Below are 17,520 nucleotides of genomic sequence, written 5' to 3'. Positions count from 1 at the left end.
AAATTTCTCCTCATCCCCTCATCCCCGCGTCCCCTCATCCCCGCGTCAGTGCTGAACCAGACTGAAATAATATTACTTCAAATAGCGATCGCACCAATTGACGATTTCCCAGAGTACATGACCAATAGCTTCCCGCGATCGATAGCCGTGGTCTTCGTAGGGTAACACTACCCAACGCACCGTTGCCCCCAATCCTTTTAATGCTTCATACAAACGTTCTGTTTGTAGTGGATATGTGCCGGGATTACTATCTTTTTCTCCATGTATGAGTAATAAGGGTGCTTTGACTTTGGCTAAATGGGTAAACGGAGACATATTATTATACGTATCTGGAGCTTCCCAGTAGCTACGCTGTTCGCCCTGAAATCCAAATGGCGTAAGCGTTCTATTGTATGCGCCACTCTTAGCAATCCCAACTTTAAACAAATCAGTATGTGCTAAAAGATTCACCGTTGTAAAAGCACCATAGGAATGTCCACCAATCCCAATGCGATCGCGATCGGCAATTCCTAAACCCACAACATAATCAACAGCAGCTTGAGTCCCCGCCACCAATTGTTCAACATAAGTATCATTCGGTTCTGCGTCACCTTCGCCGACGATGGGGATGGAGGGACCAGAAAGAATTGCGTAGCCTTGGGTGAGTAAAAATAATACCGAGTCCCGCAGGGGGCGACTGAAGGTATTTGTTGCCGTTGTCACCTGTCCGGCAAATTCACGGTCTTTAAATTCCTCTGGATAAACCCAAAATAACATGGGTAAAGCACCATCTCGGTTAACATCATAACCCGGAGGTAAATACAGTGTCGCTGATAAACCCACACCATCAGCACGTTGGTACTGAATCAGTTGTTTTTGAATTCCTGCTAGCTGTGGTGCCGGGTCTTGATAATCTGTTAATAAAACAGGCTCGTTGCTGCCGTTTTTCAGGTAATAATTTGGTGGCTCAGTTTGAGATTGACGACGGGTGAGAAGTATCTCTGCTTGTTCGTCGAGAAGTTCGACAACTCCCTCAAAATATGGGTCTTGGCATTGCCACAACCGTTGTTTTTCCTTAGTTTCCAGATTGAATTTATCGAGGAATGGATATACACCTTGGGGTGATGCGCCTCGTCCATTCAAGTATATTCCGTCACCTTCTGGAGTCAGCCGCATAATATCTCTGCCATACTGCCCTAACACCGTCATTGGTGCGCCAGGTTCGTTGTATTTATCTTCCGTGCTGCGGTCAAATAATAGCTGGGGAGAGGTTTCTGGACTTTGGGGATTAATTTGCCAAACTCGCTGTCGGCGGCTATCAAACCATCTTTCCCAAACCAAGGCGATATCTTGCCGTCCCCAAAGAACATGTTGGAATCGATACTCTGATTGCCAAAGTAGCCGTGGTTCTGAGGAGAATGGTGGCTCTAACTCAAATAATGCATCTCTTTTGGTGGCTGGGTTGCTGGGGTTGCCATCATCAAGCGCTTCCACCCAGTATATAGTTGCAGGGCGATCGCATCTCCAAAAAATCCGTCGTTTGCCAGTTCGTACAGCATCAAATTTAATTGAAAGATTATCTGCAAGCGGTAAGTCTTCGAGTTCGCGAATAATTGTGCCGTTGGCGGCGAGTATTTGTGTGCGTTTGGGAAAATAGGAAGCTGGTAATTGGTAGGAAAAGGGACGGTGTAGCGTCATTAAGAGAATAAAGTTACCATCTGGGGAAGGTCGCGCTTCATCAATTAGACATGGTGCAATTAAAGCAGTACGCTGACCATTTAAGTTAACTATTTCTAAGCTAGAGGATAAATAATATTCAAATAATGCCTCATCGTGAGGATTTTCTAATAAATTTGTGTAGGTACGACTGGGTGTTTTTCGCCCTAAATTTTCCTCAACAATTGCCCCTGTAGGAATTGGCGATTTGACTGGAGCTTCACCCCGTTCTGCGGGAATAAATTTACAAATTAAGCTGTCATTTGTTAACCAACGGTGGGGAATACCGTAGGCAGCATTTAAAATTGGTTCGGTTAAACGCTGGGCATTTGCTGTTGCTAATTCGACAACCCACAATTCCAAACCATTTGTTTGAGTTAATGTAAATGCTAATCGTTCACTATCTGGGGACCATTTTAAATAACTAATTTGAGAATCTTTCTGGTCAAGTTGGGGTAAGTCTACAGATACAATAGTATGCGATTTAATATCTCGTATCTTTAAACTATGGTATTTATTGTAACGAGCAGGTGCATTTGTCTGAGGATTGAGTAAAAATCCCGCCAGAGGAACTTCTGGTTCAGCCATTTCGGCGATGTCAGACATCAAAGGCTGTTCTAATTCCACTAAATATTTATGATTAGGAGAAAGTAATACCGTTGGAGGTGCTGCTGCATTGAGAATATCGTTTATTGGAGCCGGTGGAGATTGCCAAGTTGGTTCAGTCATTCGATTTTGGGTTTTGGATTTTGGATTTTGGGTTTTGGATTTTGGAGTAGGAGATTCGGAAGATGGGAATATAGTCAAGAAAATATCCTCCTATCCCCTTCCTTCCAAAATTGGCGAGAAGTACCAGAAGTGCCAGAAGATGAATTATTTATCCTTACAGCAACTTCTCCGTGTCTCTCTGCTTCTCTTTTTCCTAGTAGTCTGCCAAAGCGATGTTGCAGGGATAAAAATCTCCGCATCTGCTTCTCTCCGAGTCAATTTCAACCCGTAAATTTTAGCTTGGCGAACTACTAGTTCTAGGACTTAATTACTTTCTACCTTCTACCTTCTACCTTTAGGCGGTTTACTAGTAGTACCTTTTTCATAAGTTAGTGTGTAGACCCCTTGAGTATGTAAAACTCGGAACCACATTCCCGCTTGTGTACCAGTAGAAAGCATTTTACTCACAGTGGCTTTAGCGATTTTAAATTGGTCTTCGTCTAATCCATCACCATACAAATCGCGAACGATCGCATCGACATGAAAATGAGTTGTAGGATTGTGGCGAAATAGGATCAAAATGGCATTTTGAACAGAGTATTCTTGATATGGTGGCAAGAGGAGTAAGGTTCCAGGTTTTCTCGTAATGTTAAGTTTAGGTATGTCAGAAATATTTGGTTTTGCATTGGTTGTTACATTATTTGTGGCTGGTGGAGGTGTTGTTTCGACAACTGGCTGTGCTGCTACTTCTACATGTTGGTTTTCCGGATGTCGGTTAATCTGACTGGGACTTTCCTGAAGGAATGCTTGTGTAGAAGATAAATTAGATAATTGCCCTAAAGGATGATACATCCTGTCTTCTTGGGCATAACCTGAGATGAGAGCTTCTATAGAATTAATCTGATGTCGGATGAAAGATAGGCGACGTTCTAAATCTAGTACCTCTAAAACATAGCGATCGCGTTCTGCTGACAACATTCTGAGAATCTCAGGTGAATCATTCACGTTCATAGTAATTACCAAATCAACAAAGGAAGAAACAAGTGGAAAGCAAGGAAATTTTTGTTAAGGCTCACGTTCGTATTATTCGCCAAAAAGTCTATCGCTTCGTATGCAAACAATGCAATTCCGTATCTGAACGCATCTGTTTCCCTTCACAACCACTCTATTGCGAAATATGCCGACCGCCAAAACAAAAAGTCGATAAACCATCATCTGACGCAGTAGTCAAAGCGAAAACTACGAAGAGAAAGCCCCCAGCTAAACAGTCGCGAGTGTCGGCAGCGAGAACCACAAAAACGAAAAAAGCCTCTTCTGCCAAATAATATTGTGAACCATGAATCAATAAAAGCACTACCACTCAATCGCAATTACTCTTGGGCAACTCCTTGATTCCGCTTGCAAGATTCCTTTGTTAGCGTTTCCCTCAATGAAAATTAACAGAGTTGGATTAATTGCTATAGCTTAATCACGAAAGAATACAGTCGTCATTTGTCAGGAGTCGGAATACAACTTAAACATTTTGCGTGCAGAAACTGACTATCTCAGGGTTTGAAGCAATTTCGCTCTGTCTCAACAGATGCACTGTACAGATACCTGATTTCATCTGTCTTTATAAACTTCACAGAATTATGGATTCTGAATTTTGTAAATTTCTACCCGCAAGGTATTCTCACTTTGGAGATTGATGTTTGTTTGTAGTTATGAAAATGCTTATGCAAGGGGGAACGGGTTCTCTGAAGAGACTTGTGCGTACACTGTAGGACTTAGAAAGAGGGAGACGGAATTATTTTCATGTCTCCCCATCTCATATCATGTCCGGTTGAATACTTATTATTAAGACTGACACGGAGACTTCAAGACGCGGAGAAATTTTAATTTTAAGTGATTAGCCGAACATGATCTCCCAACCACATCTTTGATTCTGTACCGAATTTTTCAATCTCAGTACGATTGTTCTACCATAAGATATGTAACAGTGATATTATTAAGGACTGTTTCGCCCTCCTTCGCACACCTTTAGCTTGTCGATATGTCTGAAACTCAGATTGCCGCATCCGCGAACGGAAAAAGTAACCTGCCCTTGCAGTTAAGCAGTCAAAACACAATTAGGATTCGGGGTGCTAGACAGCATAATCTGAAAAATGTTGACTTGGAAATTCCCAGAGATAAGTTAATTGTTTTTACTGGTGTTTCCGGTTCTGGTAAGTCGTCCCTGGCATTTGATACCATTTTTGCCGAGGGACAGCGCCGCTATGTCGAGTCCCTCAGTGCCTATGCTAGACAATTTTTAGGACAGTTAAATAAACCCGATGTCGAAGCAATTGAAGGGTTGAGTCCAGCTATTTCCATCGATCAAAAGTCAACATCTCATAACCCGCGCTCGACTGTGGGCACTGTTACCGAGATTTACGATTATATGCGATTGCTCTACGGCAGAGCCGGACAACCCCATTGCCCAATATGCGATCGCAATATTGCTCCGCAAACTATCGATGAGATGGTTGATAGAATTCTAGAATTACCCGAACGCACCAAATTCCAAATTCTCGCTCCAGTAATTCGCGGTAAAAAAGGTACTCACAAAAAATTATTATCGAGTTTAGCTTCCCAAGGTTTTGTCCGCGTTCGTATAGATGGTGAAGTCAGAGAACTTTCCGACTCCATCGAGTTAGATAAAAATTTTACACACAAAATAGAAGTTGTTATTGACCGTCTGATAAAAAAAGACGGATTACAAGAGCGTCTAGTTGATTCTTTGTCTACGTGTTTGAAGCTCTCCGAGGGGATAGCGGTGATACTTTACACCCCTGTAGATTCATTGCCAGAAGGAGAACAATCATTAGAAGCACCAGTAGACCAAGAAATGGTGTTTTCCGAAAACTTTGCCTGTCCCGAACACGGTGCAGTCATGGACGAACTATCACCACGTTTATTTTCCTTCAACTCACCCTATGGTGCATGTCCCCACTGTCATGGCATTGGTAGTTTAAGGAGATTTGCCACGGAATTGGTAGTACCCGATCCAGATGCACCAGTATATGCAGCGATCGCGCCTTGGTCGGAAAAGGAAAATTCCTACTACCTTGAACTTCTCTACAGTTTAGGTCAAGAACACGGTTTCGAGTTACAAAGCCAGTGGAGTAGTCTCACTAACGAACAACGTCATATCATTTTAGAGGGGGAAGAACCGGAAAAAGGACAAAAAAATCAATTTCGTGGTGTCCTTCCCATCCTCCAGCGTCAATATGAAGGTGGTTCCGAACTCATCAAACAAAAGCTCGAACAATTTTTAATCGATCAACCCTGCCCAGTTTGCCACGGAAAACGCTTAAAACCTGAAGCTTTAGCAGTACGCTTGGGGCAATACAAAATCCTGGATTTAACCAGTGTATCAATTCGCGACTGCCAAGAACGCATCGACAATCTGAAATTAAATCCGCGTCAGTTACAAATTGCAGACTTAGTCCTGCGGGAAATCAAAGCGAGGTTGCAATTTCTCCTCGATGTGGGATTGGACTATCTTACCCTAGACCGTCCGGCTATGACCCTTTCTGGAGGGGAAGCACAGCGCATCCGGCTCGCGACGCAAATTGGTTCCGGGTTAACTGGTGTATTATATGTCCTTGACGAACCTAGCATTGGCTTACATCAGCGCGACAATGGACGTTTATTGCGTACCCTCAATCGGCTCCGTGACTTAGGGAATACATTAATCGTAGTTGAACATGACGAAGAAACCATTCGCGCCGCCGACTACGTTGTTGATATTGGTCCTGGTGCGGGAATGCATGGTGGGAATATTGTGGCTCAGGGGGATTTAGCAGCACTATTAAATGCGGAAGATTCACTGACGGGTGCATATTTATCTGGGCGAAGAGTCATTCATACACCAGTACAAAGACGTGATGGAAATGGCTTAAATTTAATGATTAAAAATGCCCGTCGCAACAATCTGAGAAATATCAACGTTGATATTCCTTTAGGTAAATTAGTTTCCGTCACAGGCGTATCTGGCTCCGGCAAATCAACATTAATTAACGAAATTCTTTACCCTGCCCTACAACACCACATCACCAAAAAAATCCCATTTCCTAAAGATGTAGATGGCATTCAAGGATTAACTGCGATCGATAAAGCTATAGTCATCGATCAATCACCAATTGGGCGTACACCCCGTTCTAATCCTGCTACATATACAGGGGTTTTTGATATTATTCGTGATGTTTTCTCACAAACTGTAGAAGCCAAAGCTCGTGGTTATAAACCCGGACAATTCTCATTTAATGTTAAAGGTGGACGCTGTGAAGCTTGTAGTGGGCAGGGTGTCAACGTCATTGAGATGAATTTTTTACCTGATGTTTACGTGCAATGCGAAGTGTGTAAAGGCGCAAGATACAACCGCGAAACATTACAAGTCAAATATAAAGGCAAATCAATTTCCGATGTCCTGAATATGACAGTTGAAGAAAGCTTAGAATTTTTCCAAAATATTCCCAAAGCTGTCAATAAATTGCAAACATTATTTGATGTTGGACTCGGTTATGTGCGACTTGGACAGCCAGCCACAACCTTATCGGGTGGTGAAGCGCAACGGGTGAAACTGGCGACTGAACTATCAAGACGTGCAACGGGAAAGACATTATATTTAATTGATGAGCCAACAACTGGACTCTCATTTTATGATGTGCATAAATTATTGGATGTGTTGCAAAGATTAGTTGATAAAGGTAATTCTGTTTTATTAATCGAGCATAATTTAGATGTAATTAGATGTTCCGACTGGGTAGTCGATTTAGGTCCCGAAGGTGGCGATAAAGGTGGAGAATTAATAGTAGTGGGGACACCGGAAGATGTGGCGAAAAATGAAAAGTCTTATACTGGGCATTATTTGCGACAGGTATTGAAGCAGTATCCAGCAGTTGCCACAGTTGGGAGTTAGGTAATTTCTAGTACGTGAAGGCAGAAGGCAGAAGGCAGAAGGCAGAAGGCAGAAGGCAGAAGCTTTTTGTCATTTTAGAATGGTTGCTTCATTAAGATGATATTGTTTTGGCTTTTCATTCTCCTTACATGCGTCAATTTAGTGAGTTTGCTACTCATTGAGTGGATATATAAATGGGAAATTATGAAGAATGTTTCTGTTGATAAATTGTTTGCTTAATCTATTTCAAATAAATCAATAAATTCAAACCAGGAATTGTGCGGGAGAGTGTCCATAGGAGTAAAGTAATGTATAAAACTCCGAGGCTCCATTGATACCACGCCAAACTAGAAATAATGCCGGGAAGATATTCATCACGCAAGCGAATATCATTGAAACCCAAACGCAATAAATTATTTAAACTAAAGTCATAATAATTTAACCAATTCCAGCGTCTATCCCACAATATGGGCATATAGCGATCGCGAAATGCTTGGTTTCTGGGAATCACTGGTAAGCGTCCAATTAGTAAACGCAATTGTCGTAATGTGCCATCTTCAGTAAAGTAGGAAACATCCATTTGATTATGGAAACGCCCGATTTTGTAAAGTCGAATTATCAGGGTGATAGGAATTGGTAAAATAATAATTAACAAACAGGTTAAAGTTAACCAAGGTTGTTCAGAATTACGAAAAATTGCTAGTAAACCAATCAAATTGAAGATACAGAAACTTCCGAATATCCAACAAGTTTCGTAATAATTAGGAATAATTGCCACTGGATGTAGACGACGAAATCGATCTATTAACCAATAAATTAAACCAAAAAATGCGATCGCAATTACTCCGACTCCAAAAACTAACCACACCTGTGTGCCGTATCCTGATAGTAGTAGTAACAAAGATAGGGCTAACCAACTCCAAGCAGTTAGCAGCCATCCACCTAATAATAAAGGTTTACTAACGATAATGCGATCGCTTACTTGAATATAAGTCTCAAAGTCAATATCTGGTAGTGCAAGTAATTCACTGCGGTTACGAAATGGTTCTTCTTGACGATACTTGACAATTGCTTCTACTTGTGAATTAGAAAATCCCAAATCAATCAATCTTTTTTCAGAAACACTATTAATATTAGTACCAAATAACTGGCGACTAAATTCAATCAAGCGTAACTGCTGCTTGGTATATTCGAGTTGATTGATATCGGTAATTTGTTGTAAGGAACGGAAATTTTGTACCAAATTTCGTAAGACATTTTGATTTCCTTGTAAGCCAGAAACCACAAGTACCTTACCAATTTCACCCGGATTTCCTAAAATCTTTGCTTGATTCGAGTTAAAGCCTAAACCTGATACATTTAAATAGGCTGATTGAGCAAAATTCGCGTCGCTAAAATCAGCTAAATTCAAAATACTTGCACTTCGCAAAGTTACAGGTAATTGAAAACTGGCTTCCCGAAATGTGACAGATTGTTCAAAAGTTGTTTCTGTAAATAGGAGAAACTGATTAAAAGAGCTTCTGGTAAATTGGCTTTGCCCAGCAAAACGAATTTGGGAAAAATCAGCATTTTTCCGCCATCTCGCTCGACTAAATTTAGCTAATTGTCGAAAAGTTGCTTGAGTAAAATTAGTGCTATCCTCAAAAATACAATCTTGAAAATAAGCAGCCTCTTGAAATTGCGCTTGTTTAAAATCCGCTTTCTCAAAAAATATACTACTTCCTAACTGAACTTCCCGACGAAAAGTAGTAGTATTAAAATTTACGGCACGACTAAACCTAGTTTCCGCGAGATTCACATCCTGATTAAAAATAGCTCCCTGTGCATCAATAGGCTGAAGAAAAAAAGTATTTGCAAACTGAACAGCACCATTAAAACGTGTTTGCTGCATCGTTAATGTGCCGCGAAAAACGCTAATATCGCTCGATAAATTTGCCTGACTTCTTAATAGCGATCGACAGTCTTTAGAACTCGGTAAACCCATTCCTAAAGATTCTAAACAAACACTTCGTAATCCTTCAATTTGTTCCTGTTCTGTGGGAGAAAATGTCGGGGAAATCGCTTGTGAATATATAGTAGTTCGTACGCCCAAATCACTACCAATAAAATCACCTTGAATTAGGGAATTACTCAAATCTAAACCCAAAGATTTCGTCCCAGCTTTTTGTAATTCCTTTCGCAAAATTTGATAAAATTCGTCACTAAAACTAGCATTTTCTGAACGTAAATCTATTGTCATTTGTCGCAAATCGACTGTCAAATTTCCCTCACGCAAAATTGGATTATGCAACCTTTCCTGCAACAATTCCAGTGTGAGGGGAATCCGCTCCAGTTGCGGTTGTGCTTGTAGAGGAAGAGGGAAAAAGAGAATCAAAAGAGAAATGATTAAAACACAAAGCTTTATACAGCTAGAAAGCCAACATTTCTCTGCGAGATTCTGCACTTGTCTTGGTGAGACTCTAGGTTTAAAAAATGATTCGTCCAACTTTAATGTGTGTCATCAACTTTCCATGAGCAAGACAATTTTACCTGTCATTGAACCATTTTCCAGTAATTGATGAGCTTTTGCTGCATCTTGTAATGGAAACTCATGGCTAACATGGATTTTTAGCTCACCCTTATCCATCCAACTCGCACATTGTTTAAGAATTTCCGCCTGATATTGCTGCGCTTCCACAATTCCTTGCAACATTGGAGTCAACATTAATTCCAAACTAATGCGGAGATTGCGGTTGCGTGCAACCTTCCAAGAAGTATTGACATCAGGTTCCAAAATCGTCACAATATCGCCATATACCCGTACTGCTGGGAAAGACTGAGAAAATATTTCCCCACCGATGGTATCAAAAAGCAAATCTACACCTTCCCCATTTGTCCAATTTAATGCAGCTTGGACAAAATCGCTTTCCTGAGAATTGATTACTTTGTCAGTTCCTAATTCTCCGACAAAACTAATTTTATCAGGCGATCGCACAGTTGTAACTACTATTGCCCCCTTAAGCTTTGCTAATTGTATTGCCACATGTCCAACACCACCAGCACCTGCATGGATTAATACCTTGTCTCCAGGTGCCAGTCTTCCTCTGTCATACAGTGCTTCCCAGGCAGTGATAAGTACCAAGGGAGCGGCAGCAGCCTCTGCAAAGGAGATAGAAGCAGGTTTTTGGGCAGCAAATTTCTCATCAATGGTTGTATATTCGGCATAGTTGCCTTGATGGAAACCCAATCCACCATTGCAGAAATATACCTCATCACCAACACGGAATTTTGTCACTCCTGCACCGATGGCTTCGACAACTCCTGCGCCGTCACAACCAATAATTGCTGGCATTTTATCGGGGTAAAAAGTCCCACGTTTGCGGAGTTTTGTATCAATGGGGTTAACACCTGCGGCTTTTAATTTAACTAAGATTTCTGTTGCTTGGGGAAAAGGTTTTGGTACTTCTTGTAGTTGCAATACCTCTGGGTTTCCTGCTCCTGTCATTAATACTGCTTTCATTTTCTCCTCCTAGGATGCATGTTCCTTAAGGTTAATTTATCCTAAAGAGGGGATACTATTAAGTAGAACGGCACTAAAAAACAGAAGTATGTAACGGAAAGTAAAGTTGTCCAAAAATCTCTTCCCTCCTGCCTTCTGCTACCTGCCTTGTCATAACGACAATTTTCAACACCAACCTACTTATTTTTCTTATGTAGAATCTCTTCTAGATGTAAATGATGAGCTTGAAAAGTGTCGTTTTTGTATTTACGTATATTGTTGGAAAATATTAACTTATTATTCAATTTTGGCTATATTTTGGTTATTTGCAAACTTTGTTAGGAATGATTTCAATTTTTTGCGATCGCGATTTTTGGAGAAATTATATAAATATAGAAATTAGATTTTTAGGCTTTAATTTAAATTTGAGATTGTGAAATTATTGCTGTTTTATATATTTCACAATCCCAATCTTGAATTTGCTTATAACCATGTATGTAACTTGTAACTAGACACCGATTCCGATAGCTTTGACAATATTCATGTACAAAGGTATTCCCACAATAATGTTAAAGGGAAAAGTGAAAGCTAATACCATCGACACATATAGACTCAGATTTGCTTCGGGTACAGTCATTCGCATTGCAGTCGGAAATGCAATATAAGATGCGCTGGCTGATAGTATGGCAAATAAGAGTGCATTACCCTGAGACATACCCAGGATTTTGGCGATAATAATGCCAATAATCGCATTTGCTACTGGCATAAGTATTGAGAAACTAATTACAAACGAATTTGTTTTATTCAACCCTGATTCTCCTTGATGCAACCCTATTTATATCGATAAGAAAAATGATAGAACTCCGGAGAAAATTCCGAGTATATCTTTTTCTTCTCTAGTAAATTGCTCCAGTTTGTACCAGTAATCTTCTCGTGTCAAGAGTCTAATTATAAAATTAGCAAATAATCAAAAGATGGAGTGATTTAAGAATGTTTTCCTCATAACTTTACACCCATATTTTTTTGATTAAAATGGGATGAAATAATTATATTTGTTTGTCTTTTTTGGGATTGTATTTTGTATAATATTTATTTATACTTATCGAGCGATCGCAATAATTAATGTTAAACCAAAACCAAAAGAAACAGCCATTAACCAGTTACGAATGACATTTTGTTTTTGAATTTGATTATCTAGTTTTGTGTGTAAGCGTTCAATTTCTGTAATTGCTTCTTGATGCTGGCAATTTAATTTATTTAGATATTCTTTGCCTCCAAACTCGCTAAAAATAGATTCTATCTCATTTTTGATTTTTTGAATTTGTACATATGATTCACTAGTCTCATTTGCTGCATCTTCAGTTTGTTTTTGTATCCTTACTATTTCTTGCTGGCTGATATTTATTTGAGATGCTATAGCTTTGATATCATCGAGATTTTGGAAAAAATTATCAGTAGGTTTTGGCAATATTGATTGTAGTTCTTGTAGTTTATTTTGGGCTATATCAAGACTATTCTGAATATTTTCGAGTTCTTGGTGAAACTTCTCGATAATATCGTCATAATTACCAACTTTTTCAACTTTCAATGCAATCTCATCATTAATTTGAGATGCTATTTTGATATTTTCACGCAGGTGTAATTGCTGTTGTTGGATTTCCCTAACTGAATTTTGAATAGTATTTGCAATTAAAGATGCATCTGATGTAACTTGTTCTAATTTGCTATTTTCATGAGATATAAATGTATGAATTTTTTGTGCTTTTTCTAAAACTTCATGAGATACTTTCATCCCCCGTTCTATAGTTTGCCACAATTCGTCTAATTGTTTTGCAACTTCTAAATCGGTAAGTGTTTTCATTGATTATCATCCTGATTTTTTATAAGTTTATTTATACGGGAATTAAATGATTGGCAGAGTAAGTTTACCAGAGATATATTTGGAGTTGATTGAGAACTTACCTCTTGCCAAAAAGGAAAATTTTGTTTGTAATTTCCATTAGCAATATGTCCTCTGACTCTGGCAGCTTCATAGGGCATTCCCTTAGCTTCCAAATCTTTGGCAATCGCTTTGAGTAAATGTTCGTATTCTCTGGTATCACTATTTTTTAATAATGAAGCTTCTGCAACTGCTTCCCAAGAATGCTCCATAGCTCTGAGTAAAAGACAACGCAGGTGAATATTTTGAGTTTGTTGTAACTCATACTGGAGATGTTTTAGGGAATGCTGTTTCAATAATGAAATTGCCTGAGTTTCCCATTTATAAAGATTTGTATTTTCCACACCTGCAAATTGCAGAGCCAGGTATGTATCCCAATAAAGAAAACCTGTTTCACAACGTTTTAATAAGCGCTGTTGGACATCATCAGTAATTTGATTTAAATCGGTGTCACTAACTACTTCTGTAATCCATTTAATCGCGTCATGAGCATTAATGCGATCGCATTTTTTAAAAAAGTCATAGCCATTATCTTTTAGGCGGTTAATTTCCGCAGTGGTAGCTACAACTAATAAACGTGATTGGGCACGAGTTAAGAGAGTGTACCATTGAAAACTTTCTTCTAATGATGGGGCTGTGTCACCTGCAAATAAGCAGAAAGCGACACAGGATTCAAATTCCCTACCTTTGGCATTTTCTGGATTTAAAATTACTAAGTTTTCACGGGTATCTAAAGAAGTTTTAGAGAGGACTTTGATGGCTTTGGCTAAATCGCGCAACAAATAACGACGATTTTCTTCTTTACTACATTCTCCAGCTAGTTGCTCTAAAAATAACATTGCTGAAGCCTGAGAATCTAACTCTAATAACTTAACTGATTCTCCATTCTCAAAAGCGTATTGGGGGTTAGCTGGTAGCGGCAACTCTTTACATTTATTTTTCGCTGTAATACTTTGAGCTACATGCCAAAATTGATTAGCAAATTCTAATATTTGTTGGGAATTTCGATAATTTCTCACCAACTCAATCGAATGTTTAATTTGCAATTGTCCCCAATTAAAATCAGTTGTTTGAATGCGCTGATTTAAATCTCCCAACAACCATAAATAGGTTTTATGCCCTTGTTCTGACCATGCTTTACAAACTGAAATAATTGCTTGTAATTCACTTAATAAATAATCTTGAGCTTCATCAATAATTAATAAAGTGCAATCAGAACTACTCGGAATCTGATTAAGCTTACTTTGGAGAATTTTTGCCGCATCTAATCGACAAATTCGACATGATAACGCCTTATAAAAATGTTTTTTGTTAATTCTTAATAAATTATTGACTCGGTGTGAATTGACTTGAAACATGACATTTTTGTCTTGCAGACGTTTCTCCTCATCCAACACAAATGCTTGATATAACAAAACATCATTAGTCGTAATATCACTTTGACGAGTAAACTTTAACGCCTGTCGTAAAGCCTCCAACTCCTGCTGTGGTGAAGCCAGACGACTATCAAAATCGGGATTAATTTCACCTAACCATTGTGGAAATGTACCCAACCAAAAATTTTCTTGCTCAATAACTTGTTTAACTTCCGAAAACTCCGCAATATCACGCCGCAAAGCTTCCGGTACAATCAACATTGTATTCCATCCATAATTGCGATGAACTTCACATGCAAATAAAGTCGCACATACTGTTTTTCCCGTACCTGGCGCACTTTGAATCACAACACAAGAACTATCTTCAAACTGATGCACTGTGCTTGATGGATATTGCGAACATAAAGCTTTTAAAGGTTCATCCAGAATATTTCGCTGATATTCAGTCAAAATCGGTGAATAACGATAACTACCATACACAAACCGATACCAATCATTATCCTGCTCATGATTCCATTGATAAGAAGGATTTTCAGCCAGTATTGTCCCCTGCGGGTGCAACAATTCCTCTATAATTTGTGGTTGAGTGCGATCGCGACTATCAAAAGCATCATCATAAACGCCACCACGCAACCCAGCTTTAATTACCACAATATTATTTTGATCTTGGCGTTGCCAAATCACACGCCATTTTCCTAAACGGGTACGCAAAAGATTGCTCACCCCCTTCAGCGCTTTCGTCTGTCTTTCATCCCCTAAACTCAACCGATGCAAAATCTGATAAATTCTTTGCAAATCAGCAGGTGGTAGTTTCTGGATTTCACGAAACGCTGCCCGAATTATCTTAATATCAGGCATACAATCGGATTTCCCCCCGATACTATCATTAACTTTACTCGCTTATTATTCCCATCTTGGCGAGAAATTTATTTTTTGCTAATAAAGAAAATAAACTGTTGCTAATTTGTGAGAAATGGGACTTCAAAATTGATGATTTCATCTGAAGCAAAGGAATTTTACCAGTAGGCAATTACCTAAACTTGAATGGTATTAGCTAAAGGAATATTGTGCATACCATATATATGGAGATTTAGAGAAAAAGATTAATAAAGATTAATAAAAAAAATAATAAATAAATTAATTAAGATAAATTCAATTATTGCGATCGCAACAGTACGTATCCTAGTAATGATGCAATTTGCCCCACTATATCCCTTAATTTATCAAATTCTCCAGCCAAGTTTTCCCAATTGTCTCTGGCGGGGTAATCCCCATTCTCCCAATATTGCCCTGACTTTTGATGATGGACCCCATCAAGAATATACACCGCAATTACTCGCAGTTTTAGACTATTACAACATTCCTGCTAGCTTCTTTTGGTTGGGTGTATGTGTCAACCGCTTCCCCGAAATAGCAAAAATGGTATCCAGTCACAATCATTGGATTGGTTTACACGGTTACGAACATCACAACTTTCCCTTTCTGTCTCAGGCAGAATTGCGTCATAGTTTGCAAAAAACTCAAATCGCCATTGCTCAAGCCTGCAATGTCGCCCCCGAAAAAATCCATGATGTTCGTCCACCAAACGGTTTTTTTACTCCCAATACCTTAAAACTCTTGCATCAGTGGAATTACCGTCCAGTTATGTGGAGCGTAGTGCCAGAAGATTGGGTAAAACCTGGTATAAATACTGTGGTAAAACGAGTGTTAAATCAAGTCCAACACGGTTCAATCATCGTATTACACGACGGATATTTCGGTGGACAGGATGTAGCCGCCACAGTTGCAAATTTAATCCCTCAATTACTCAAACAAGGCTATCAATTTGTCACAATTGACAGTCTGTGGCAAGAAATTAGAGGATAGTGTAAATAGAGACACAAGGACAAGAAAGATATTTCTCCATGCCTGGGCTAACTCCTTTGATTTAAGCCTTAGATTTGCTTTTCTCGCTGGGCTGAGGTTTTGGCTCCAAATCGGATACAACTTGTGTTGGCTCTTCGGTTCCCAGTAGATTCCTAATATCGGTTAACGAACTCGGTTTTGCGGCTTGCTCTTCCGATATTTCATTAATGTACTCAATTAAATCTTCCACTTGGCAATTCAAAGCTTTACAAAACTTTGTAATCCTTTCAATGTGGTCGATTCCAGTTCTACCGCTTTCCCAGTTTTGGATCGTACTTTCTGTCACGCCGACAAGACGTGATAGCTCTAGCTGGGTTAATCCTGCTCTTTCACGCAAAGACGCTATCCGTGGTTTAGCTTTCCGTTTCACAGTTACAACACGCTTAGTTCAACTATAGTCGTCAATCGTAGCACCAAAAAAAAATAACGCCCAATTTTTTTACCCAAGACTTGACACACCTAAAATCTTTGGTTAAAACTATTAGGTATAGGGCATCTCCAAGGAATGTTTCCAGGAACAGTTCCGAAAATATAGTCGATCAGGGTTTATACTCAGAGGTCAGAGAAAGCGCAACCTATAGATTAGCGATGAGCTAACTATAGAAAAAATATAAAAATTCCCAAACATCTCTAACCTATCCGGAATGATTCAAGTGAAATATGTAGCTTAGATTATTCCAAACGAGAGAAAAAGAAAACACTAAACCAAATACTTACTGGAAATAGTTAAACAATAAACACTAACCAGAGTCAAGCTTCTGATTACGTTTTCCCTTACTATCCCTAAATGTAAGCAAGGAAAGATTAGATTTTCAGTGTTGCGACAAGAAAATAGCCAAACCCTTTCTTGCTCAAACATCCTGTTAGATACATGCATTGAGTCTATAGGCTTTTTGCTGTCTTTAACACCTAACTATTTCGGGTAATGCATTTACATTAAAAATTTTAGGTGTTCTTTTTATCTCAGAATCAACAACACACGACTAAGAAGGTCTAAATATATGTTGAAGAAGTCTTTTGCTCTTGGTTTATTAGCTGCTTTCGCTCTTGCGCCTGCTGCATTAGCTGACCAAGTTCAAGGTAACGTCACCAACACAATTATTACCACAGGTAACGTTGGCGCGGGGAATGTCACTGGTATCACCAATAGCACCAGCGTCAATCAAAGCCAAATTAAATATGGTCGTCGTTGGTGCGGTACTTCCGGAAACCAGATTCAGGGTAATGTAGCCAATACAGCGATCGCAACTGCAAACATCGGTTTGGGTAACGTTACAGGAATCGTCAACTCTACTGGTACTAGCCAACATCAAATAACTGGTACTAGCTGCTACTACGGCTACTAAATCACATTACTAGGTGATATCAAGTCCTAGTCTCAATTTTTCTTTACTTTCATCAACCACACACAACTAAGAAGGTCTACGAATATGTTTAACAAATCTTTGGCTCTTGGCGTATTGGCTGCTTTTGCAATGGCTCCTGCTGCATTTGCTGG

13 protein-coding genes are annotated in these 17,520 nt (G+C 39.3%); 3 read left to right on the top strand and 10 right to left on the bottom strand.

Annotation, left to right across the window (positions count from 1 at the left end):
• Positions 1-72 precede the first annotated feature (72 nt).
• From VB733_RS15790 to VB733_RS15775, 4 genes are all read right to left on the bottom strand, one after another.
• Positions 73-2,424, bottom strand: coding sequence for a prolyl oligopeptidase family serine peptidase (locus VB733_RS15790; RefSeq protein ID WP_323341009.1), 2,352 nt, complete (start codon positions 2,422-2,424; stop codon positions 73-75).
• 74 nt (positions 2,425-2,498) lie between these two features.
• Positions 2,499-2,663, bottom strand: a complete 165-nt coding sequence (locus tag VB733_RS15785) for a hypothetical protein (RefSeq protein WP_323341008.1) — start codon at positions 2,661-2,663, stop codon at positions 2,499-2,501.
• Positions 2,664-2,745: 82 nt separating this feature from the next.
• Entirely contained in the window at positions 2,746-3,408 is a 663-nt protein-coding gene (locus VB733_RS15780) for a hypothetical protein (protein ID WP_416336324.1), read from the bottom strand.
• A 160-nt stretch (positions 3,409-3,568) separates the two neighbouring features.
• Complete coding sequence (locus VB733_RS15775) at positions 3,569-3,763, bottom strand: hypothetical protein (protein WP_323341006.1); 195 nt, start codon at positions 3,761-3,763, stop codon at positions 3,569-3,571.
• 672 nt (positions 3,764-4,435) lie between these two features.
• On the opposite strand from VB733_RS15775, the gene uvrA reads away from it, so the two are divergent.
• Positions 4,436-7,345: an excinuclease ABC subunit UvrA gene (uvrA, locus tag VB733_RS15770; protein ID WP_323341005.1), complete on the top strand. Its 2,910-nt coding sequence runs from the start codon at positions 4,436-4,438 to the stop codon at positions 7,343-7,345.
• A 220-nt stretch (positions 7,346-7,565) separates the two neighbouring features.
• On the opposite strand, the gene VB733_RS15765 is transcribed toward uvrA, so the two are convergent.
• The 5 genes from VB733_RS15765 to VB733_RS15745 all read right to left on the bottom strand — a co-directional run bounded on the left by VB733_RS15765 (position 7,566) and on the right by VB733_RS15745 (position 14,975).
• On the bottom strand, positions 7,566-9,707 hold the full coding sequence (locus VB733_RS15765) for a pentapeptide repeat-containing protein (protein WP_416336323.1): 2,142 nt from the start codon (positions 9,705-9,707) through the stop codon (positions 7,566-7,568).
• 117 nt (positions 9,708-9,824) lie between these two features.
• Positions 9,825-10,823: a zinc-dependent alcohol dehydrogenase family protein gene (locus VB733_RS15760; RefSeq protein ID WP_323341003.1), complete on the bottom strand. Its 999-nt coding sequence runs from the start codon at positions 10,821-10,823 to the stop codon at positions 9,825-9,827.
• A gap of 487 nt (positions 10,824-11,310) precedes the next feature.
• The gene (locus VB733_RS15755; RefSeq protein ID WP_323341002.1) at positions 11,311-11,610 is read right to left on the bottom strand and encodes a sodium-dependent bicarbonate transport family permease; all 300 of its coding nucleotides are present in this window, start codon (positions 11,608-11,610) and stop codon (positions 11,311-11,313) included.
• 291 nt (positions 11,611-11,901) lie between these two features.
• Positions 11,902-12,663: a hypothetical protein gene (locus VB733_RS15750; RefSeq protein ID WP_323341001.1), complete on the bottom strand. Its 762-nt coding sequence runs from the start codon at positions 12,661-12,663 to the stop codon at positions 11,902-11,904.
• A complete protein-coding gene (locus tag VB733_RS15745) occupies positions 12,660-14,975 on the bottom strand; it encodes a hypothetical protein (protein ID WP_323341000.1) in 2,316 nt (771 codons plus the stop codon). The genes VB733_RS15750 and VB733_RS15745 overlap by 4 nt, the downstream gene beginning before the upstream one ends.
• A 333-nt stretch (positions 14,976-15,308) precedes the next feature.
• On the opposite strand from VB733_RS15745, the gene VB733_RS15740 reads away from it, so the two are divergent.
• Positions 15,309-15,983: a polysaccharide deacetylase family protein gene (locus VB733_RS15740; RefSeq protein WP_323341033.1), complete on the top strand. Its 675-nt coding sequence runs from the start codon at positions 15,309-15,311 to the stop codon at positions 15,981-15,983.
• 61 nt (positions 15,984-16,044) lie between these two features.
• On the opposite strand, the gene VB733_RS15735 is transcribed toward VB733_RS15740, so the two are convergent.
• Positions 16,045-16,392 carry a helix-turn-helix transcriptional regulator gene (locus tag VB733_RS15735; protein ID WP_323340999.1) on the bottom strand — a complete coding sequence of 116 codons (348 nt, stop codon included), beginning with the start codon at positions 16,390-16,392 and terminating at the stop codon, positions 16,045-16,047.
• Between the two features lie 631 nt (positions 16,393-17,023).
• Here VB733_RS15735 and VB733_RS15730 point away from each other — a divergent pair.
• A complete protein-coding gene (locus tag VB733_RS15730) occupies positions 17,024-17,368 on the top strand; it encodes a hypothetical protein (protein ID WP_323340998.1) in 345 nt (114 codons plus the stop codon).
• Positions 17,369-17,520: the final 152 nt, after the last annotated feature.

Source organism: Calothrix sp. UHCC 0171, from assembly GCF_034931845.1.
GTDB lineage: Bacteria > Cyanobacteriota > Cyanobacteriia > Cyanobacteriales > Nostocaceae > Brunnivagina.
The sequence above is the reverse complement of the archived record's forward strand: the minus strand, read 5'-3'. Positions and strand labels throughout refer to the sequence as shown.